The following is a 20733-nucleotide window of genomic DNA, read 5'->3' as shown; positions in this document are numbered from 1 at the left end:
CTCCACCCGAACCGTTGGTCTGGATGTCGTCGGGGTCTTTTGGGTAATGGCCCGCTCCCTCAGGCTGCCGGCTGCAGCTTTCGCAACTCTTCGGAAAACACCGGCGCAAGATGCTCCATCCAGGCCAGCAGATCCGCATCGCGTCCATAGCGGGGAATGAACTGCAAGCCAAGCGGCAGGCCGTTATCGGCAAAGCCGGCAGGCAGGCAGACGCTGCCGAGGCCCGCAAGGGACCAACTGCCGGTCATTTCGACCCAGCCGGTGACGTGGTAATTTTCAGGCGCGGCGCCATTGCTGCCGGGCAGCATCCAGAGATCGATTCCCGCCTCGTCCATCAGGGCTTCGATGTTGCGGCGGTGTTGCGCCTGGAAGGCCCGGGATTCGGCATATTGTGCATCCGAAATGGTGTTGCCGACCTCAAGACTGTCGAGGGTGCGCTGGCGGTAAAGGTGCCGATTGGCCTCGAAGAACGGGGCATGGAACCGCGCCATCTCATAGGGCAGCAGAACGCTGATCTGGCGGCCCACTTCGGCAAGATAGGCGCCCGAAAAGGTGGGAACGCGTCTCACGGTGAAGCCGGCCGCCTCCAGAGCGGCCAGTTGTCGGTCGAGGGCGATGGCAGCATCGGGGTCGAGAGCGGCATTCTTGACGTCGACCGGAAAGCCCAGGACCGGGCGGGCGATGTCGGGGGTCAGGGTGACCTCGGCAAGCAATTGCGAAGCCATGATGATGCTGGGAAGGTCCTGCGCCAGAAAGCCGAGCGTGTCGACGGTATCGGCCATGTAGACTACCCCGTCCGAAGGAATGGTGTTCCAGCTAGGCTTGTAGCCGTAAACGCCGCAAAAGGCGGCGGGGCCGATGATGGAGCGGAAGGTCTGGGTGCCGATGTGGATGGGCGAGATGCCAACCGCTGCGGCAGCCGCCGAGCCGGCGGAACTGCCGCCGGGAGAATGTTTGAGATTGCGGGGGTTGCGGGTTACCGGCGGCTCGCTATTGGCAAATTCGTCGGTCTCGGTCTTGCCCAGCACCAGCCCGCCTAGTGCCTTGATGCGCTTGACCAGCGTGCCCTCGGGCCCCGCCAGCGCTTCAGGGGGCAGATAGGAGCCGGCGCGGGTTTCAAAGCCCTCGACATGGAGCAGGTCCTTGACGCCGACCGGGATGCCGAAGAGCGGCGGCCGGTTGGCGGGATCTGGATAGCGGGCCAGGAGCGCCTTTGCATCGGCAAGCAGGCGCTGGCGCCGATTGGGTTCGGGCAAGAGCGCGCGCAACTGGTTGTCCGTCGTTTCGATGCGGCGGATCACTTCGGTGATGTAGTCGATCAAATTGAGCGAACCCGAACGCAGGGCAGTGGCGATTTCGGGCAGCGAAGCGCGGTAAAAATCCATCGGCAAGAACCTTCTGGCATTTGGAAAGGGAGCGCCGCTAAAGAGCGGCGCTCGGCAATGGTGAAATCAGGCAGCGCGGGCAGCGGTCAGGTCGGTGACGATCTTGGGCCAGATATGCTTCCAGGGCGCGGCTCGTTCGAAGGCTGCGGAGGCGCGCATCACCATAGCATCGTCCAGATGGCGGCCCACGATCTGCATGCCAACAGGCAGGCCCGCTCTGGTGAAACCGGCAGGGACGCTGGCGGCGGGCTGGCCGGTCCAGTTGAAGATCGAGGTGAATGGCGGCTGCTTGTAGCGGTCTGCGGGCTGGCCGTTGATTTCCTTGGGACCATAGCCGCCGTGATCGAAGGCCGGCGCCGTGGTGGTCGGCGTCAACAGCAGGTCGTAATTCTGCATGAAGCGCCACATCACATTGACCGCTGCCTGGCGCACCTTGTTTGCCTCGGAGAAATCCTCGGCGGTCCATTTGCGCTGCAAGCCTTCGACCAGGTGTGGGATCTGCAGGAGGCCCTTGTCGAGGAACTCGCGCATGCCGACGAGGTCGCTGTCGCGCATCACGATGGCCCAGAACGACTCGCCCAGGTCAGGTAGCTTGGGCGAATCCTCGACCACTTCGCAGCCCAGCTCGTCGGCGAAAACCTTTGCCGCCTTGGCCGTGATTTCCTTGGTCTCGTTGTCGACCTGCTCGAAGCCGAAATCGGGGCTGAAGGCGATCTTCTTTCCCTTGAAGTCTTCCTTGATGACCTTCATCCAGTCGAAATCCGCTGCCGGCAGCGAATGCCGGTCGCGCATGTCGGGTCCGACGACTACGGACAGGAGCAGCGCGGAGTCTTCCACGGTGCGGGTCATCGGGCCGATATGCTCGATGGTTTCCCAGCTCGATACGCCCGGATAGCGCTCGTCGCGGCAACCGGGATAGAGCGGCACGCGGCCGAACGACGCCTTCATGCCGAAGAGGTGGTTGAGGCTCGAGGGGCCGCGCACTGAGCCGCCGCCATCGCTGCCAAAGGTCAGCGAACCCATGCCGCTCGCGACGGCCGCAGCGCTGCCAGCACTGGAGCCACCAGAGCTCTTGCTCAGGTCCCAGGGATTGCTGGTGACCGGCGCAACCATGTTCCAGCCGACGCCGCCATAACCCAGTTCGGCGACATTGGTCTTGCCCAGCATCACCGCGCCGGCCCCCTTGGAGCGCTCAACGACGATGTCGTCCTCTTCGGGGATGAAGTTTTCATAGGCCCGCGAGCCGGACATGGTGCGGATGCCCTTGGTGCAGATGAGGTCCTTGATCGAGATCGGCACGCCGTGGAGCGGCCCAAGCGCGTCGCCGCGCATCACCGCCTCTTCGGCCCGCCTTGCATCCTCGCGGGCAATGTCTTCGGTGAGGGTGCAAAAGGCATGAAGTGTCGGTTCGAGCTGGGCGATGCGGTCGAGCACGGCTTCGGTGACTTCGATGGGCGACGCTTGCTTGGTGCGGATCAGTTCGGCCTGTTCGGCGCCGGACATGCTGCAGATATCGGATTTTACCTGGCTCATGGTGGCCTCTCTTGAAGTGGTTGGAAGGGTCGGATCAGGCGGCTTTGGCCACGATGTGCGGCCAGATGTGTTTCCAAGGACGCGCGGTCTCGAAGGCGGCCGAAGCGCGCATGACGCCGGCATCGTCGAGATGGCGCCCCACGATCTGCAGCCCGACCGGCAAGCCGGCCTTGGTGAAGCCGGCCGGAATGCTGGCGGCCGGCTGGCCGGTCCAGTTGAAGATGCCGGTAAAGACGGGCATCTGCTCGGGACTGACTGGCGCGCCGTTGAGTTCATGTGGCATGTACTGGCCGTGCGGAATCGGAACATGGGCATTGGTCGGCGTCAGCAAGAAGTCGTAATTGCTCATGAAGCGCCACATGGCGTTGACCGTGGCCTGGCGGACCTTGTTGGCCTCTGAGAACTCCTCGGCCGTCCACGGATGGCGAAGATTATCGACCAGATGCGGGATTTGCAGCAGGCCGTCGTCGAGGAACTGGCGGAGGCCCACGAGATCGCTGTCGCGCATGATCACGGCCCAGAATGCCGGCCCGACATCCGGGAGCCTGGGGCTGTCCTCGACCACTTCGCAATCGAACTCATCGGCGAACACCTTCGCCGCGGCGCGCGTCAGTTCTACGATTTCGCTGTCGACGATACCGCCGCCCAGGTCCGGGCTATAGGCGATGCACTTGCCCTTGAACTCTTGCTTGATGACCTTCATCCAGTCGAAGTCGGGTGCGGGCAGCGAATGTCTGTCGCGCATGTCCGGGCCGACCACTACGGAGAGCAGCAGCGCCGAGTCTCCGACCGTGCGGGTCAAGGGGCCGATATGTTCGATGGTTTCCCAGCTCGAAACACCGGGATAGCGCTCGTCTCGGCAGCCAGGATAAAGCGGCACGCGGCCAAAGGACGCCTTCATGCCGAAAAGGCTGTTGTGGCCGGCGGGGCAGCGGATCGAACCACCGCCATCGCTGCCAAAAGTGAGGGAACCCATGCCTGATGCAACGGCAGCGGCACTGCCGGCGCTGGAGCCGCCCGAGGACTTGCTAAGGTCCCAGGGATTGTTGGTGACTGGCGCCACCATGTTCCAGCCGACAAGGCCATAGCCAAGCTCGGCAACATTGGTCTTGCCCAGCATTACGGCGCCAGCGGCCCTAACCTTTTCGACCACTATATCGTCTTCGTCGGGGATAAAGGTCTCGTAGGCCTTCGACCCGGACATGGTGCGGATGCCCTTGGTGCAAATGAGGTCCTTGATCGAGATCGGCACGCCATGCAGCGGGCCGAGGTCGTCGCCGCGCATCACAGCGTCCGCGGCGCGGCGGGCATCGGCTCGCGCCATGTCGTCGGTGAGGGTGCAAAAGGCGTTGAGATAGGGGTCGAGTTTGTCGATGCGATCGAGCACGGCTTCGATCACTTCTACGGGCGACGCCTGTTTCGTGCGGATGAGTTCAGCCTGCTCTGCTCCCGTCATGGAGCAGATGTCGTTAGTGGATATGGTCATCTCGGTTCCGAAGGGTTTGGGAAGCGTGTGGCTAGTGTCTTTGCTGCCTGCTGCGGATGCCCAGATCGATCAGCAGGAAAGCGCTGATCAGGCTCATCACGGCAATGCCGGGGAAAAAGGAGACCCACCACTCGCCGCTGATGATGAAGCTGTTTCCTTCCGAGATCATCAGGCCCCATTCCGCATCGGGTGGCTGCACCCCGAAGCCCAGAAAACTCAGGCCCGCGGTCACCATAATGGCGCCCGAAACGTCCGTGGCGATCAGCGTCATGATGTAGGGAACGCTGTTGGGCAGCAGGTGCAGGAACACGATGCGCGGCGCGCTGAAGCCCATGGCGCGTGCTGCATCGGCATAGGGCTTGCCCTTTTCCGTCATGATCACGGCGCGTGTGGTGCGGGCGTAATAGGGCATGAAGACGATCGCGATCGCGAGGATCAGGATGGCCGGTGACGGCGAAAAGGCGGCGGCCATGGCCAAGGCAAGGACGAAGCTCGGAAAGGCAGAGATCACGTCGGTGACTCCCATGATCAGGTTGTCGATCCATTCATGCGTCGTGCCGGCAATGGCGCCCAGCACCAGCCCCATCACCGTCGCCAGCAGCACACTGCTCATGGCCACGATGATGTCGTAACGAAACCCCACGGCCACCCGCACCAGGATGTCACGGCCAAGCGCATCGGTGCCGAAAAGGTATTCCATCGAGGGGGGCAGCAGCTTGGCGCCATAGACCACATCAGTGGCGCTGCGGCCGAGCAGCGGCGGCACGAGGAGGGTGATCAGCGCCCAGGCGGCGATGATGGCGATGCCGACCACAAGGCTCAGCGGCCACTTCTTGCGGGCGCGGCGGTGAGGTAGGCGGGGCGCGGCAGGCAGTGCGACAGGCGCAGTGACAGACTGAGTTGCGGGTTCATCGAGGAGGGTCATGCTGCAGCAACCTTCACGCGGGGATCGATCCAGAAATAGGCGATATCGACAAACAGGTTCACCGCGAGGGTAAAGCCGGTGATGATCAGCACCACCGCCTGGAGCGGGGCGAGATCGGCGACCTGCATGCTCTCGACGGCGTAGCGGGCAATGCCGGGCCAGGCGAACACGGTTTCAACGAGGATCGCGCCGCCCAATAGCAGGCGCGTCAAGTGCGCCGTCATGGTGAGGACTGGGATCATGATGTTCTTGAGCGCGAACTTGCCCACCACCTGGCTGCGGGGAATGCCCGCCGCGGTGGCGGCGCGGATGTGGTCGGAGCGCAATTGCACGCCCATGACATTGTAGATCATCACCACGAGCGGCGCCGCGCTGACCAGCGTCAGACACAGCACCGGCAGCATCAGGCGCCAGACAACGCTACCGAAAAGCTGGAGATTGCCGGCAAGCAGGCTGTCGACTGTGTAGAGGCCAGTCACATAGGGGGGGGCAAGATCGAGAATGCCGATGCGGCCAGAGGGTGGCGGCGCCCAGCCGAGGAGGAAGTAGAACAGGAAGATGCTCATCATCGCCAGCCAGAACACCGGGATGCCCATGCCGAGGAGGGCATAGGTCTGAATTGCCCTGTCGATCCAGGTGCCGGCCCAGGTTGCGGCGATCACACCGAGGACAACAGCGAATGGAATGGTGATTATGAGCGTGATCAGCGCCAGCTCGATGGTAGCCGGAATGCGCTGCGCCAAATCGAAGGTCACGGCGTTTCCAGTCTTCCAGGAATGGCCGAGGTCGCCCTGAAGGATGTTTTGCACATACATCCAGAACTGCACCAGCATCGGCTGGTCGAGGCCCATCGAAGCCTTGACCGCCGCGATGGTCGCCGGATCAACAGAAAGCCCGACGCGCGCGAGGGCGGCATTGCCCGGCACGGCCTGGGTCAAAAAGAAGATGACGACCATGGCCCCGATCAGAGTCGGAATGGTCCAGGCCAGGCGGCGCAGTGTATAGGCGAGAACGGCCATCAGACAGCCTCCTCCGCAAACGATGAGGGAAGCGGGCGGCCGATCTCGGGCACCGCATCGCGGAGGCTCCGGGCATATTCGGTCGCCGGCTCGGTCACGAACTGGTCGCGGCTGGTGATCTCAACGAGCTCGCCGCGCTTCATCACCGCGATGCGATCGCAGACTTGCCCGATGACGGAGAGGTCGTGAGAAATGAAGATGTAGGTAAGGTTGAGTTCCTGCTTGAGATCGACCAGCAGGTTGATGATCTGCGCCTGCACCGACACGTCGAGAGCCGAGGTCGGCTCGTCCAGAACGATTAGCCGCGGCTGCAAGGCCAGTGCACGCGCAAGGCAGATGCGCTGCCGCTGACCGCCGGAAAATTCACGCGGCAGACGATCCTGAGTCGAGGGCGACAGGCCTACGATCGAGATTAGGCGGTCGATTTCGACCTGAAGCGCCTTGCCGCTCAACTTGCGCTGGATGCGCAGGGGCTCGGAAAGCGACCGACGGATCGTCATGGTCGGGTTGAGGGCGTTGAAGGGATCCTGGAACACCATCTGCATGCCGGCGCGAAGCTTGCGCAACTGCACCTGCGGCATCTGCGCGATGTCGGAGCCCTCGAACATGATCTGCCCGTCGGTCGGCTTTTCGAGGCGGAGCAAGAGGCGCCCTAGGGTCGACTTGCCGGAACCGGACTCGCCAATCAGCCCGAAGGCTTCGCCCGGCATGATCTCGAACGAGACGTTGTCGACGGCACGGACCAGATGCGCCTTACCGAAGCTGCCGCCAGAGCGGAACACCTTGCTGACGCCGCGCACCTCAAGAACCGGGCGGACGCGCGGAGCACCGTCCGGGCGTGGCTCCACGGGGTCGATCATGCTGGTGTCTCCTCAATGGGCGGTATGGTTTCGGCGTAGTGGCAGCGGGCCAACTGGCGAGTATGGACCGGGCGCAGCACCGGCTCGATCGTCGCGCAATTGCCGCGGGCAAAGGCACAGCGCGGGTGGAAGCTGCAGCCGCTGGGAAGTTCCGAAAGTGGCGGCATCGACCCCGGAATGTTCGCGAGGCGGGTGCGGACCTGGCCGAGGCGGGGCAATGCCATGATCAGTGCCCGCGTATAGGGATGCTTGGGCCAGCGCACAATGACGTCCGTCAGCGCGTTCTCGACAACCTGACCGGCATACATGACGCAGACCCGGTCGCAGAGCTGCCAGACGGCGCCCAGATTGTGCGAGATGAACAGGATGGCCATGCCTCGCTCGCGGGCAATGCGGCGCAGCAGCAATAGGATTTCGGCCTGCACTGTGACATCGAGCGCTGAAGTCGGCTCGTCCGCAAGAAGCAGATCGGGTGATCCGGCCAGAGCCAGTGCGATCATTACGCGTTGCGCCATGCCGCCTGAAAACTGGTGGGGGTATGAGCTGAGCCTTGCTTCCGGATTGACGATCTTGACCTGGTCGAGCAGGTCGATCGCCCGGCGCCGCACTTCGGCATCGGCGAGCCGAGTCTCGGCATGCGCCCGGATCACCGCTTCCAGTTGCGCACCGACCGTGAACACCGGATTGAGGTGGCGGATAGGATCCTGGAAGATCATGGCGATCCGCCCGCCCCGCACCTTTTGCATCTCGCCCGGCTTAAGATCGAGGATATCGCGACCGTCGAAGCTCACCGCACCGGACGTAATCTCCACGGCCGAGGGCAGCAGGCGCAGCATGGACAAGGCCGTCATGGTCTTGCCGCTGCCACTCTCGCCCACCAGGCCTAGGATTTCTCCTGGCCCGATGTCGAGGCTGACCCCCCGCAGGATCTCGGGTGCACCGGGATCCCTGCCAAGGCTGGCGCGCAGGTCCTGAACCGAGACCAGCGGAATTGTTTCGATGGTCGCGTCCATTCGCTAGACCATGGTCAGGTTGTCGAAGCGGATGACAGTGTCGTAGTCGGGATAATAGGCGAACCCGGTTACGTTCCGCGTATGGGCGACCACGGCCTTGGCCGAGGTGGTGTAGACATGGGAGACCTTGGCAGCCATCATCTCCTGGAACTGCTTGAGCAGCGCCGTGCGCTTGGGATCGCTTGGATCCATGTAGAGCAACTCCCGGCCAACCGCTTCCTGCTTTGGGTCCGAATAGCCGAAGAAATTGGCATAGCTGTCGGGGAAGAAGTTCCACAGCGTCTGGTAGCCGGCATCAGGAATGAAAGAGAGGAAGCCCGACATGCCCATGGGCAGGGTCTTGGCCACCTGCGCGTCCGAATACTGCGCCGGGGTCTGCTTCTGAATCGCTACTTCAATGCCGATCTGGGACAGCGCCTCGACGATCAGCTGCGCCGTACGCTCGGTGTTAATGTCGCCATTGGACACCGCCAGCGTGCTGGAGAAGCCATTGGGATACCCCGATGCCGCCAGGTATTCCTTGGCCTTGTCGAGATCGTATTCATACGGCCAGGTGGACGGATCGGCGCCGACCACCTTCTGACCAAAAGGCGTCTTAGCCTGCACGGCAAAGCCGTAATAAACAGTGTCGATGATGTCCTGGATCGGCAGGGCGGAGGCGATTGCCTTGCGCACATTGACGTCCTGGAATTCGGGCAGGCTCCAATTGAGGCCCAAATAATCCCAGGCGTTGGAAATCCAGGACTCCACGACCACCTTTTCGTCGTCGGGCGCAATGGTGGCGAGATCCTTGAACTCGAGGCCCGTGGCAATATGGACTTCGCCGCGCTTGAGCAGGGAGAAGCGCACCGAGGCATCTGGGATCATGGTGAAGACGATGCGCTCGATGGAAGGCTTGGGGCCCCACCATTCGGGCCGATAGGTCAACACCATCTGCTGGCCGGGAACCCAGTTCTCGATCTTGTACGGACCCGAGGGGGTTGCGTTGCGCTCAAGCCAGGCGACACCGAACGGATCCTCGGTGGTGGCGTGGCTCATGATCTCGTCGGCGTCCACCACCGCCAGCAACGTGATGTAGTTGGCGCTAGCGCCCCATGGAACGGTGTCGACTAGCTGCATAGTAACGGTATTGCCCTCGAAGGTGACCGATGCCGCATCGGCCAGCCCATCGACCTTGGCCTGGCCGCCGCCGACTTCGTTGCGGTCCAGATACCATTTGAAGGATTTGGCGATCGCCTCAGCGCTGATCGGATTACCGCTGCCGAACGCCATACCCTCGCGGATTGTCCAGACCACGGTCTTCTTATCTTCGCTCAGTGTCATCGACTCGGCGAGGCGCATGACCAACTTGTTGGGGTCATAGGTGAGTTGCCCGTCCTCACCCTCCATTACGTCGAAATCACAGAGGGTGTCATAGCAGGCGCGCACCGCGAGCCAGTTGAGGTCGGGACCCCACGTATCTGGCTTAAGGGAGGACGCATCCTGGTCCACGGCAACGATCAGTGTTCCGGGTGACTGCGCCCAGGCGGCGGTGCTCGTCAAAGATGCGGCCAGTCCGCCCAGCGGCCCGGCTACGAACGCCGCGGCGCCAAGTCCACCGACGAAATTTCGGCGCGAGATGTTCGTAGTGATAACGTTATCATTGCCGAGTTTGATTGGAGTGGTCATGGACGTTCCTTGGTGGGATGCAAGTTGGAAAGCGGCAAATTTTCAAGACGGGAAACGAGAAAGGAACTATGACAGCGTTACCATAAACGGCTAGAAAACCGGCGAAAGTGGCTGCTGAACGCCGGGCCTCGCATCGCGTGAGCCTCGGCTTATGGGCGGTTTCTTGGAAGCGACGGGCCATCTGTAGCTCCTGGATCGCTCCTCCCTGCAGTTACTTAAGCACAGCACTTTCACAGTGGCAACATTGTTTGTGCACTTTCTGATCCTGCTTATAATGTGTGCAAATTATGAGACAGAGCGCCTTAAGAACACGCATAAACAACAAGCGTTACGGGTCAGATGGGCCGTGGCGCCACGCGCTTGATGTCGGCTTTTGCGGTCAGAAGCCCGAAAGCCGCCTGTCTGCAAACCACCCCATCTCGGCCATGGCTTTCTGGATTTCGGAACGGCCGCTTTCGGGAAGTGGTCGCCTCCCCCCTGAATGGCTGAATGGGCGCCTTCCAGCCTGGCAGTTGCCGATCCTATTGCGGTAGATGGGTGTCGTTATCAGGCGCTGTCCATTGGATAGAGGCCCCCCTTGAGAACTTCGCTTCGGGCTCCGCCGACGTAAGAACCATCAAGACGCTCGAGCAGCATCCTTGTGGCGACATGCGCCTGTTCTGCGGGCTGCACGCCCGCCCGCGTAAGTCGCGGCCGGATATAATTCATCTGGGGTTGATCCCCGTAAACGGCAACTGAAAGATCTTGAGGGATGCGTACGCCCAGATCGAAAAGACGAGCAATGCCGCCGAGCGCCATCAGGTGGTTGCCGAAGAATAGAGCAGTGGGCATGTCCTTCTTGTGGTTATTAAGCAGCCAGTCGACACCTTCGGTGCCTGATGGCGAAAGGAAGGTGCCTTCCCATGCCCAAACATCTTGGGGCGAAACGCCGCTGTCGATAAGGCCCTTTCGAAAGCCACGTGCGCGATCCATGGCTTCAGCGAAGAAACTGGGTCCGGTAATCTGCGCAACTTTGCGGTGACCCCGCTTTGCGAGATAGCATCCCATTTCGTAGCAGGCTCCTTCATCATCGACGCGCACGCTGTCGACCGCCCGATTGGGCAGCTTGCCGATGAACACCGTGGGAATGTCGATGCTGAGCAAGGCGTCGTGCATGCCGTGCAGCGCAAAATCACCGATGATCAGCCCGTCGACCCGCTTGCTACGGATCTGCCGGAGATATTCGTAGACGTGTTCCTGGCTGTGGCCACCCGGAACGTCGGTGTTGAAGATCAAGGTGTCCAGACCAACCGCTTCTAGATCGGTCTGCACCGACTTGACCAGTTCGGGATAAAACGGGTTGCGAATGTCAGGGATCACCATGGCCACCATATTGGTGCGGCCGGTGCGCAGGCTTTGTGCCTGCGGGTTGGGGAAGTAATTGAGTTCGGCGACCGCCTGCATCACCCGTTCGCGCAGATGCGGGGACACGCGGTCCGCATGATTGAGCACATGCGAAACCGTGGTGCGGGACACGCCCGCTCGTTCGGCTACCTTGGAAATGGTTGTCATGGAGCCATTCGCTAGCACCCGGCAACGTCGTTGGCAAACCGGTTTGTGAATGCATTTGCAAAACGATTTTTTGGTGCTACGGTTTGGGCGTCGGAGCCCAGAACTCCGGCGGCAAAGGGCAAAAGCGACGCCAGTTCGGTGCCCAGCCAGCGAGGAGAATCATGAATGCGCCAATTCGAAAGCGCCTAGGCGCGCCTGCATGCGCACGCTGAGCCGCCCGGCCAAACCGGCAGGGGCGAGGGTGTGCGTGCCGTTTAGCTTCGATCCGGGCTCATGCGCCGTCCGCCTGCGGGACGATGCTCGCCCTCATTTTGACCTTTACCTCGGCAAGAACAATGAACGCACCCTTTTCCGGCCTGGACCTTAATATCGGCAATTTGTATCGGCTGTCCGATGCTAAAACCCGCTCGATCTCGCCGGAGAACTTCAGCGGAGAAAAGGGCAAGGGCGGGATGGCAACCGAGGGCACGGGTGCCGTTTGCGCGCGCGGCCTGGGGCAGGGCTGGAAGGTTTCGCCGTCGATCCGCATCGAGCCGGGTGAAACCCGCGTGCTCGCCGACATCGAAGGCCCGGGTGCCATCCAGCAGATCTGGCTGACCACGGCCCATCTGCGCTGGCGGGACCTGATCCTGCGGATCTACTGGGACGACCAGGAGCATCCCTCAGTGGAGTCGCCGATCGGGGACTTCTTCTGCTCGGGTTGGAACCGATTTGCGCAGGTGACCTCGCTGGCTGTTTGCGTCAATCCGGGCCGGGCCTTCAATTGCTATTGGCAGATGCCGTTCCGCCAGCGCGCCCGGATCACTATCGAGAACCGCGATCCTGCAGAGCACGGCATCATCTATTATCAGATCAACTATGCCCTGACCGAGGTGCCGCCAGACGCTGCCTATTTCCATGCGCAGTTCCGCCGCACCAACCCGCTGCCGTTCATGCAGGACTACACGATCCTCGATGGCGTGCAGGGCAGGGGGCACTATGTCGGCACCTATATGGCCTGGGGCACCAACAATTCAGGTTGGTGGGGCGAGGGCGAGATCAAGTTCTTCATGGACGGTGACCAGGAGTTTCCGACCATCTGCGGCACAGGCACCGAGGATTATTTCTGCGGCGCCTACAACTTCGATGGCGGCGTGGTGGATGACACCATGGAAAGCGCCTATCGCGAGTTCACCACGCCCTATGCGGGGCTGCCGCAGGTGCTGCGGCCCGACGGGGTTTACCAAAGCCAGTTACGCTTCGGCATGTATCGCTGGCACATCCCCGATCCCATCCGGTTCGACCAGGACTTGCGGGTAACCATTCAAGCGCTGGGCTGGCGGACGGAGAAGAAGAACCGGCGCTACCTGCCCTTGCAAGACGATATCGCCTCGGTGGCCTTCTGGTATCAGACCCTGCCGACGGCGCCGTTCCCGGAACTCGCGCCCGCCGATTACCTTGAAGTCATCTGACCCATGAACCTGCTTCGCTACATCGCCGGACGGCTCGTGGTGTACGCACTGGTGATCATCTTCGCGCTCACCGTGCTGTTCTTTGTGCCTCGGCTTGGACCGACCGACCCGGTGGAGGCCATGCTGGCTAAGGTTGCTTCCCAGGGCGCCTATATGGACGCGGCACAGTTAGACATGCTGCGCCAGTCGCTCTCGGACACGTTCGGGCTCAACGGGACCCTGCTCGAGCAATATTGGGCGTTCATCAAGCGCATCGTCATCACCGCCGATTTCGGCCCTTCGCTCTCGATGTATCCGACGCCGGTGATGGAGCTGATCTGGAACGCCTTGCCCTGGACTTTCGGGCTGTTGCTGACCTCAACGCTGATTGCCTGGATCCTCGGCAATTTCGTCGGCCTGCTCTCGGGCTGGCGGCCAACCAGCAACAGCTCCCGGGTGATGGAAGGGATTGCGATCTGCCTCTACCCGATCCCCTATTACATCCTGGCACTCGTGCTCTCGATCCTGTTCTCTTATGTGTGGAAGATCTTCCCGCTGACGACCACGATCCGGGGTGCGCCCTGGAGCTGGGACCTGATCGCTAGCATCGTCTGGAATTCGTTCCTGCCGGCCATGTCCATCGTGATCGTGGTGTTCGGCTGGTGGGTGATCAGCGTCAAGGCGCAGACCACGGCGCTGCGAGAGGAAGAGTTTGTCCGCTACGCTCGCCTCAAGGGGCTCAGCGATGCCCGAATCCTGAGTCGCTACGTGCTGCCCAACGCAATATTGCCGCAGATCACCTTTCTGGCCCTCCAGATCGGGCTGATGTTCAACGGCTCGCTCATCACCGAGATCCTGTTCGATTATCCGGGCCTGGGCCTGCTGATTTACTCGGCCGTCTTGCAGGGCGACTTCAACCTTCTCATGGGCACGATCAGTCTTTCCATCATTGCGGTGGCGACAGCCACGATGGTGATCGACCTGCTCTACCCGCTGATCGACCCTCGAATTCGGCACAGATAGACCCATGCGCAGCTTTTTTACCCATGCGCCGTTTCGACTTTATCTCGGCATCTTCCTTGTCGTGGTGTTCGTAGTGCTGGGCGGCATCCTGCCCTGGTTCGCGCCGACCGACCCGCTGGTCTGGTATACGGCGCCACGAAACCAGAACCCCAGCGCCGCCCATTGGCTGGGTACGACCAGCCTCGGGCAGGACGTGTTCTGGCTCCTGACCTATGCCTTGCGCAATTCCCTGATCCTGGGGCTTGTTGTTGCGGCATTCTCCACGCTGATCGGCGTGTTTCTGGGCCTTGCTGCAGGCTATGCCGGCGGGTGGCTCGACCGGGTGTTGTCGTTCTTCATGGATGCGCTGCTGTGCATCCCGACCCTGCCCATCCTCATCCTGATGGCCGCGTTGTTCGGCGGCCAACTGGCGCTGCCCATCATCGGCTTCATCCTGATCTTGTTCAACTGGCCCTATCCGGCGCGCCAGGTCCGGGCCGTGGCCCTGACCATGCGCGAACGTGAGTTCGTCAACGTCGCCTGGTTCAGCGGGGAATCAAGTGTTCGCATCCTGATGCGCCACATCTTCCCCTATATCGCGGGATGGTCGGCGGCCAACTTCATCAACACCGTCCTTGTCGGCATTTCGACGGAAAGCGCCGTGGCCGTGATCGGACTGTCGAGCGCGCAGCAGGCGACGCTCGGAACGATGATCTACTGGGCCATCAACTACCAGGCGCTGCTGGCGGGCAAGTATGTCTGGGTCGGCTCTCCGGTGGTGTCCATCGTCCTGCTGTTCGTCGGTTTGTTCCTCGTGTCCTCGGGCCTGTCGATGAGATCATCTGCCCGGAGGATGAGCGTATGATCAGCATCGACAATGTAACCGTCGGCTATGGCACGGCCGGGTTCATAACCGCGGTGGATGGGGTGAGCCTTGCCATCAACAGCAATGAAATCCTGGGTATTGCCGGGGAGTCCGGGTCGGGCAAGTCGACGCTGATGCGGGCAGTGTATGGTGATTTTTCCACCGGGTTACGGATTCAGAGCGGCACCGTTTCGGGCAAGTTCACCGACCCAAGGACAAGCCAACTCGTCGAGGCGCAATCGAGCGATTTCGCAAAGCTTTGGTGGGACCAGATCACCTATATTCCCCAAGGCTCGATGAGCGTTCTCAACCCGCTGATGAAGGTCGAAAAGCAGGTCATCGATGGCTTGCCCCAGCGCGAGCGGCACGGAAGCCGCGCGGCACTGCGCCAGCGGATCGTTGATTTCCTCGGCGGGTTCGGCCTTGAGGAAAGCGTGCTCGATGCCTATCCGCACCAGTTGTCCGGGGGCATGCGGCAGCGGGTGCTGGTGGCGATTGCCGCCTTTGTGAACCCCAAGCTGATCCTCGCCGACGAGCCCACCACGGCTCTAGACGTGGTGGTGCAAAAAAAGATCCTGCTGATGATGGTGGAAATCCAACGCAGCCAGCGCAATACGCTGGTGCTCGTGTCCCATGACATGGGCGTGCACTACCAGATCACCGACCGATTGGTGATCATGTACAAGGGCAAGATTGTCGAAGAGGGTCCGACGGCCCAGGTCTTTGCCAATCCCCAGCATGACTACACCAAGAACCTCATTGCCTCGTTGCCGCGACTGCATGGAAGGCGATCGGCCGACCCCGTGGGAGCCCTGGCATGAGCGGGGTCCCTATCTTGGAAGTGGAGGGCGTGAGCCGCGTCTATCGCAAGGGCGGCCTGTTTTCGGGCAGTCGTTTTTCGGCGGTGGACAATGTCTCGTTTTGCTTGCCCGAGACGCCCCAGGTGTTCTCCGTGGTCGGAGAATCGGGATCGGGCAAGACGACGCTGGCGCGCATGGTCCTGCGGCTGGTCGAGCCGAGTTCGGGCAGTATCCGGCTCATGGGGCGCCCCCTGACCGGCCGACACCAGGACCGGGTGGACGACCTGGAATTCCGCCGCCTGGTGCAGCCGATCTTCCAGAACCCCTTTGAGGCCTTCAGCGCTTACCTGCCTGTCGAGGACTATCTGCGGCGCACGGCCATCAACCTCAAAATCGCCGGGGAAAGGGGGAATGCCAGCGAAATCTGCGACCGGGCGCTTCGCTCGGTGGGTCTCTCTCTGGAGCGCATTCGGGGCAAGTATATCCGTCAGTTCTCGGGCGGAGAGCTGCAGCGCATCAGCGTCGCGCGCGCGCTTATTCCGCGACCCAAGCTGATCGTTGCCGACGAGCCGGTGTCCATGGTGGACGCCTCACTGCGCATGAGCATCGTCAACCTGTTCCGCCAGATCGTGGAAGAGCAGGGTGTGTCGTTCATCTACATCACCCATGACCTGTCCACCGCCTACTACCTGTCCGATCAGGTCTCGATCATGAACCGGGGGCGCGTGGTCGAAAGTGGCGTGCCCACCGACATCCTCGACCATCCAACGCAGGATTATACCCGCGAACTGATGGCCGCCATTCCAACCGTTGATGAGCGCTGGAGCGAACTGGCCGCCATCGATGCCCGCTATCGATCCGAGCAGACCAGAAAGCCCGGTGCACTCGTGCACCCCAACGCGCATCAAGCATCCAAATGAGGAGGAGATCTTGTTGACCAGTTCCCTGCGCCCCGGCGCCAGAACCACCCTATTCAGCCTCGGGCTTGTTTTGGCCCTTGGCGGCACGATGTTGACCAGCACGACGCTGCCCGCATGGGCACAGCAGATGACCGATGTGGGGACCCCGCGCGAGCAGACCCTCGTGGTAGACATGCTAAACGCCCGCGTCGGCAATCCGACCAATATGAACATGTACCAGCAGGGCGTGACCATCAACCATGGCTACCACCAGATGGCCGGCGCCTTGCTCTACGATATCGACACGGCCAAGGGTTCGCAGTTCCCTGATCTGGCGGCCGAAATGCCGATCGCCAATGAAGACTTCACCGTGTTCACCGTTCCCTTGCGGCAGGGCCTGACCTGGAGCGATGGCCAGCCATTCACTGCCGATGACGTGATCTTCACCGACAACATGATCCGCAACACCTCGGCCCTCGCTTATAGCGCCGCCTATGCGGCCCAGATCGCCTCGATGACCAAGGTGGATGATCATACCGTTGAGGTGACGACCACCAAGCCCACAGCTCGCCTCGCGGTGGTGCTCGGCTCGGTGATCTATGGCAACAATTTCCACGTGGTGCCCAAGCATATCTGGGAAAACGAGGATCCGGCCACCTTCGCCAATTTCCCGCCCGTTTCCATCAGTGCCTACAAATTCAAGGACTATGACCCCAACGGCACCTGGTTTCTTTGGGAAAAGCGGGGTGACTGGCAGAACTCCGATATCGGCCAGATCATTGGCGAACCCAAACCTCAATTCGTGCTGTTCCGCTCCTACGGCACGGAAGAGCGACGGGTCTTGGCGATGGCCGCCAATGACATCGACATCCTAACGGACATCTCGCCCGAGAGCCTCGACATCCTGCGCAACCAGAACCCGGCGGTCCGGGCCTGGTTTACTGATTTCCCCTATGCCAATCTCGACGATCCATGCGAGCGGGGGATGCACTTCAATACCTCCAAGGCCCCCTACGACAATCCCAAGACACGTTGGGCGCTGGCGCTGGCCATCAATGCCGAGCAGGCCAGCATCGCAACGTTCTCGGGCATGCTGAGGGCTTCGCCACTCGCCATTCCACCCACGACGGTGCTGATGGATACCTATCATCAGCCGATGGCGCAGTGGCTGGCCGAGTTCACCATGGAGGATGGCTACAAGCCCTTCGATCCCGACTATGCCGTGCGCCTGGGCGAACGGCTGAGGTCGGAAGGGGTCGAAAGCATTCCCGAAGATCCAGACGCCTTGCGCGAACTCCTCGGGGTCGGGTGGTGGAAGCATGATCCCCAACAGGCAACAAAGCTGCTGACCGAAGCCGGCTTCACCAATACTGGCGGGCAGTGGCTCAAGCCGGACGGCACGCCGTGGACGATCAACATCCTGGCTCCGGCCGATTTCGAGGTGCAGTCGCAGCGCCTCGCCTTTGCCGTCGCCAATGAATGGACGCAGTTCGGCATCCCGACGCAGGTCCAGCAAATGCAGTCGGGTGCATTCTTTACCGCCGAGAACACGGGCGACTACGACGTTGGCTCCTATTGGGGCTCGTCTTGTGCGATCACGCCCGATCTGTTCGTGCGGCTGGAAGGCTGGCACAAGGATTATGTCCGCGAGAACGGCACGCCTGCGTCTTCCAACCAGGGCCGATATGTCGACGAGGAACTGAGCGCCCTTATCGATGAACTGCGGGCGGTCCCGGCCAATGACGAGCGCGTCGTGGGGTTGAGCACCGATATGCTCAAGGAACTGGTGCAAGGCATGCCGAGCATCGAGCTGTTCGGTACGTCCAAATTCGTGCCGGTCAACGAGACCTACTGGACCAATTACCCTTCGGCCGACAATTATTATGAGGGGCCATGGTGGTGGTGGAGCAACTTCAAGTTCATCGCCGCCAAGCTGGAACCGGCAGCGGCACAGTAACCGGCAAGGCGGAGGGGCAGAAATCCCCTCCGCCTGTCTGGTCGTAACGTCGAAGGACCTGCTAATACAGAAGTAAGGTCTGGCTTGCCAACCCGCCGCTCGGCCGGGATTGGTCGGCGAAACGACTTCGGCGTGCCAAATGTCTGCTAACTTGCCAAAGCCACCAAAAGCCGACTGACGGCTCTCCACCCCAATACGAAGTGGGGTAGGGCGCTGCTAACGACCCCATTCCAGCCGATAAATGGACTTATGCAAATTCCGAAAAGCAGACATGTCTGACAACAGATGTAGCTACGCGGCCGGCCGACGGTGGAAGTTAGTTCACTATCGAATCCAGATTTGAGGTGGCCTGGGTCCGGCCACGGCGCGGAGCCTAAACTGGGCCGCCGCCTTCCTTGATGTGTCGTGTTTTTTGGTTATATTGAATACACGCCAAGCATGAGGAGCCTTCCATGTCCCGCACTACGACCACGACGACCATGACCGTACGTCTGAGCGGTGCGCTCAGCGATTTCGTCGCGGCCAATGTCGGCGAGAACGGCTCCTACGAGAACATCAGCGAATATGTCCGTGACCTGATCCGGCGAGACAAGGAGCGGGCCGAGCAGGAGGCTTTCGACCGGCTGAAGGCCGAGCTGACCCGCGCATTCGCCGCGCCCGAGACCAGCTACGGGCAGCTGACAGCGGCCGAAGTCATCGCTCGCAACCGGGCCTGAGAGGATGGCGATCCGGGTTCAGGAGGCGGCATCACTCCGCCTCGATGACATCTACCGCTATACGCGCGACCGATGGGGCGAGGTTCAGGCCGATCGCTACATTACCGGCATGTTCCAAGCGTTCGAACGGATCGAGGCGCATGGCGTCGCCTCAAAGCCCATCCCGGCAGAGTTCGGCGTCGAAGGGTTCTTCTTCCGGTACGAGCACCACTTCGTTTATTGGCGCCGACTGTCCGACGGCGATATCGGTATCGTCGCGATTCTGCATGAGCGCATGCACCAGATCGACAGGTTCAAGGAAGATTTTCGCGACTGAGACGGCAGGCGCCCACGCCCACAGTGCTTGCACGGGCCGTCGGCGGGTTCCGCTGGTGGAGAAGGTTCGACGGTAGGCCCATCCCCTCCACCACTTTTCATAAGTGGTCGTTGAGAGGTCCGCCTGCCGTCCGGGGCCACGTCCCGCGGAGAATGCCACCTGGTTGTAGATCTTAGGGGTGAGCAAGGAAGCGGCCACTCCACACGTAACGATTGACCACGCAGCTCCGAGACCCACCTGTTGCAGCCTCCTTGCAGTGGGAAAGCTCACCGATGCAGAACCAGTGGTCCGACGAACAAGTGCTGTCGCACCTCAGATGGGGAGGCGTTCCTCTTATCGGTGAGGGTAGCGAAGCGCGGGTGTTCGACATCGGCGGTGATCGAGTTCTGAGATTGGTGCGGCCCGGCGGGCAAGCAGGCGCTCAGCGGACGCGTGCAGAACTCTTGCAGAAGATTTCCGCTGCGCACACGGCGGCAGCCTTCAGAACACCCAAAGTGATCGACATCTTCAACGTCGGCGGGCGCGTGGCGGTGATCGAGGAAAGGCTGACCGGCATAACGCTGACCGAGACCTTGAAGACTACTCAAGGTCGATCTCGCGATCGCCTGATTTGCAGCTATTTGGACGCAGCGGCATCGATAGGCGACATCCAAATCCACATGCCCTTCTGGGGCGATATTTTTGCGCCGCCCGGCATTCGTTCCACCACCTACAGCGAGTACCTCATTGACAAGTTGCGCAGCGTCTAGCTCGTCGGTGGGCCTTTGGCCGAACTTGTCATGGTGGAGCCCGGAGAAATGCCGGACTGCTCGACCCCTTCCTTGGTGCACTTCGATATCTTCCCTGACAACGTGTTGGTGGAAGGGGGCAGTGTCAGCGCCATAATCGACTTCGGCCCTCATCCAGGATGGCGGACAGGCGTCTCGATGTTTGGTCGGCAGTCGCTTATCTCGACCACGAACTTTCTCCGTTGGCATCCGAAGATGACAGAGGCTTGGCTCTCGAATGGCTTAGGTCCAAGGGCTTGGATAGCGACTATCTGAGTGCCAAGCGATGGATAGCCAGTTGCTGGTGCTTTGCGCACGACGATCCCGCCGTCCGGTCGTGGTGCCGGCGGGTGTTGTCCGCTTAGTCTGAGCATCACCCATTTGCAGACTGGCAGAAAACCGCCCCAGGGAAGCCGTCCCGGAGTGCCGAAGAGGATAGGCTGCTATTAGGATTTGGATCGGGCAGGTTGAACGGCCGAAATGGGGCGCTTCGCCGACTGCTCTCATAGGGGCCGGCGAAGGCGGTGAATGTTAGATTTCC

19 protein-coding genes are annotated in these 20733 nt (G+C 61.4%); 10 read left to right on the top strand and 9 right to left on the bottom strand.

Annotated features, from left to right (window positions below; all coding sequences use genetic code 11):
* Nucleotides 1–59 precede the first annotated feature (59 nt).
* The 9 genes from AC3YMN_RS18880 to AC3YMN_RS18840 form a co-directional block, all read right to left on the bottom strand.
* On the bottom strand, nucleotides 60–1385 hold the full coding sequence (locus AC3YMN_RS18880) for an amidase (protein ID WP_489891229.1): 1326 nt from the start codon (nucleotides 1383–1385) through the stop codon (nucleotides 60–62).
* A 66-nt stretch (nucleotides 1386–1451) separates the two neighbouring features.
* Nucleotides 1452–2918, bottom strand: a complete 1467-nt coding sequence (locus tag AC3YMN_RS18875) for an amidase (protein ID WP_489891228.1) — start codon at nucleotides 2916–2918, stop codon at nucleotides 1452–1454.
* A 34-nt stretch (nucleotides 2919–2952) separates the two neighbouring features.
* Nucleotides 2953–4404, bottom strand: a complete 1452-nt coding sequence (locus AC3YMN_RS18870; RefSeq protein ID WP_489891227.1) for an amidase — start codon at nucleotides 4402–4404, stop codon at nucleotides 2953–2955.
* Between the two features lie 31 nt (nucleotides 4405–4435).
* Entirely contained in the window at nucleotides 4436–5329 is an 894-nt protein-coding gene (locus tag AC3YMN_RS18865) for an ABC transporter permease (RefSeq protein WP_489891226.1), read from the bottom strand.
* Nucleotides 5326–6348, bottom strand: coding sequence for an ABC transporter permease (locus tag AC3YMN_RS18860; RefSeq protein ID WP_489891225.1), 1023 nt, complete (start codon nucleotides 6346–6348; stop codon nucleotides 5326–5328). The genes AC3YMN_RS18865 and AC3YMN_RS18860 overlap by 4 nt, the downstream gene beginning before the upstream one ends.
* Complete coding sequence (locus AC3YMN_RS18855) at nucleotides 6348–7208, bottom strand: ATP-binding cassette domain-containing protein (protein ID WP_489891224.1); 861 nt, start codon at nucleotides 7206–7208, stop codon at nucleotides 6348–6350. Before AC3YMN_RS18855 ends, AC3YMN_RS18860 begins: the two co-directional genes overlap by 1 nt.
* Complete coding sequence (locus AC3YMN_RS18850) at nucleotides 7205–8221, bottom strand: ABC transporter ATP-binding protein (RefSeq protein ID WP_489891223.1); 1017 nt, start codon at nucleotides 8219–8221, stop codon at nucleotides 7205–7207. Before AC3YMN_RS18850 ends, AC3YMN_RS18855 begins: the two co-directional genes overlap by 4 nt.
* Nucleotides 8222–8224: 3 nt before the next feature.
* Complete coding sequence (locus tag AC3YMN_RS18845) at nucleotides 8225–9889, bottom strand: ABC transporter substrate-binding protein (RefSeq protein ID WP_489891222.1); 1665 nt, start codon at nucleotides 9887–9889, stop codon at nucleotides 8225–8227.
* 546 nt (nucleotides 9890–10435) lie between these two features.
* Nucleotides 10436–11440: a LacI family DNA-binding transcriptional regulator gene (locus AC3YMN_RS18840; protein ID WP_489891221.1), complete on the bottom strand. Its 1005-nt coding sequence runs from the start codon at nucleotides 11438–11440 to the stop codon at nucleotides 10436–10438.
* A gap of 335 nt (nucleotides 11441–11775) precedes the next feature.
* On the opposite strand from AC3YMN_RS18840, the gene AC3YMN_RS18835 reads away from it, so the two are divergent.
* From AC3YMN_RS18835 to AC3YMN_RS18790, 10 genes are all read left to right on the top strand, one after another.
* The gene (locus AC3YMN_RS18835; protein ID WP_489891220.1) at nucleotides 11776–12891 is read left to right on the top strand and encodes a glycoside hydrolase family 172 protein; all 1116 of its coding nucleotides are present in this window, start codon (nucleotides 11776–11778) and stop codon (nucleotides 12889–12891) included.
* A gap of 3 nt (nucleotides 12892–12894) precedes the next feature.
* Nucleotides 12895–13893, top strand: coding sequence for an ABC transporter permease (locus tag AC3YMN_RS18830; protein WP_489891219.1), 999 nt, complete (start codon nucleotides 12895–12897; stop codon nucleotides 13891–13893).
* A gap of 4 nt (nucleotides 13894–13897) precedes the next feature.
* The gene (locus tag AC3YMN_RS18825) at nucleotides 13898–14737 is read left to right on the top strand and encodes an ABC transporter permease (RefSeq protein ID WP_489891218.1); all 840 of its coding nucleotides are present in this window, start codon (nucleotides 13898–13900) and stop codon (nucleotides 14735–14737) included.
* Complete coding sequence (locus AC3YMN_RS18820) at nucleotides 14734–15558, top strand: ABC transporter ATP-binding protein (protein ID WP_489891217.1); 825 nt, start codon at nucleotides 14734–14736, stop codon at nucleotides 15556–15558. The genes AC3YMN_RS18825 and AC3YMN_RS18820 overlap by 4 nt, the downstream gene beginning before the upstream one ends.
* Nucleotides 15555–16457: an ABC transporter ATP-binding protein gene (locus tag AC3YMN_RS18815; protein WP_127754385.1), complete on the top strand. Its 903-nt coding sequence runs from the start codon at nucleotides 15555–15557 to the stop codon at nucleotides 16455–16457. The genes AC3YMN_RS18820 and AC3YMN_RS18815 overlap by 4 nt, the downstream gene beginning before the upstream one ends.
* Before the next feature lie 13 nt (nucleotides 16458–16470).
* A complete protein-coding gene (locus AC3YMN_RS18810; protein ID WP_489891216.1) occupies nucleotides 16471–18393 on the top strand; it encodes an ABC transporter substrate-binding protein in 1923 nt (640 codons plus the stop codon).
* 452 nt (nucleotides 18394–18845) lie between these two features.
* Nucleotides 18846–19109: a ribbon-helix-helix domain-containing protein gene (locus AC3YMN_RS18805; protein WP_127753252.1), complete on the top strand. Its 264-nt coding sequence runs from the start codon at nucleotides 18846–18848 to the stop codon at nucleotides 19107–19109.
* Between the two features lie 4 nt (nucleotides 19110–19113).
* Nucleotides 19114–19425, top strand: a complete 312-nt coding sequence (locus AC3YMN_RS18800; RefSeq protein WP_127753251.1) for a type II toxin-antitoxin system RelE/ParE family toxin — start codon at nucleotides 19114–19116, stop codon at nucleotides 19423–19425.
* Nucleotides 19426–19697: 272 nt separating this feature from the next.
* Nucleotides 19698–20174, top strand: a complete 477-nt coding sequence (locus AC3YMN_RS18795; protein ID WP_489891215.1) for a protein kinase family protein — start codon at nucleotides 19698–19700, stop codon at nucleotides 20172–20174.
* Nucleotides 20175–20204: 30 nt separating this feature from the next.
* Nucleotides 20205–20468 carry a phosphotransferase gene (locus AC3YMN_RS18790; RefSeq protein ID WP_489891272.1) on the top strand — a complete coding sequence of 88 codons (264 nt, stop codon included), beginning with the start codon at nucleotides 20205–20207 and terminating at the stop codon, nucleotides 20466–20468.
* The last annotated feature ends 265 nt before the right edge of the window (nucleotides 20469–20733 follow it).

This window comes from Devosia sp. Z11_6, assembly GCF_058133665.1.
The sequence above is the reverse complement of the archived record's forward strand: the minus strand, read 5'-3'. Positions and strand labels throughout refer to the sequence as shown.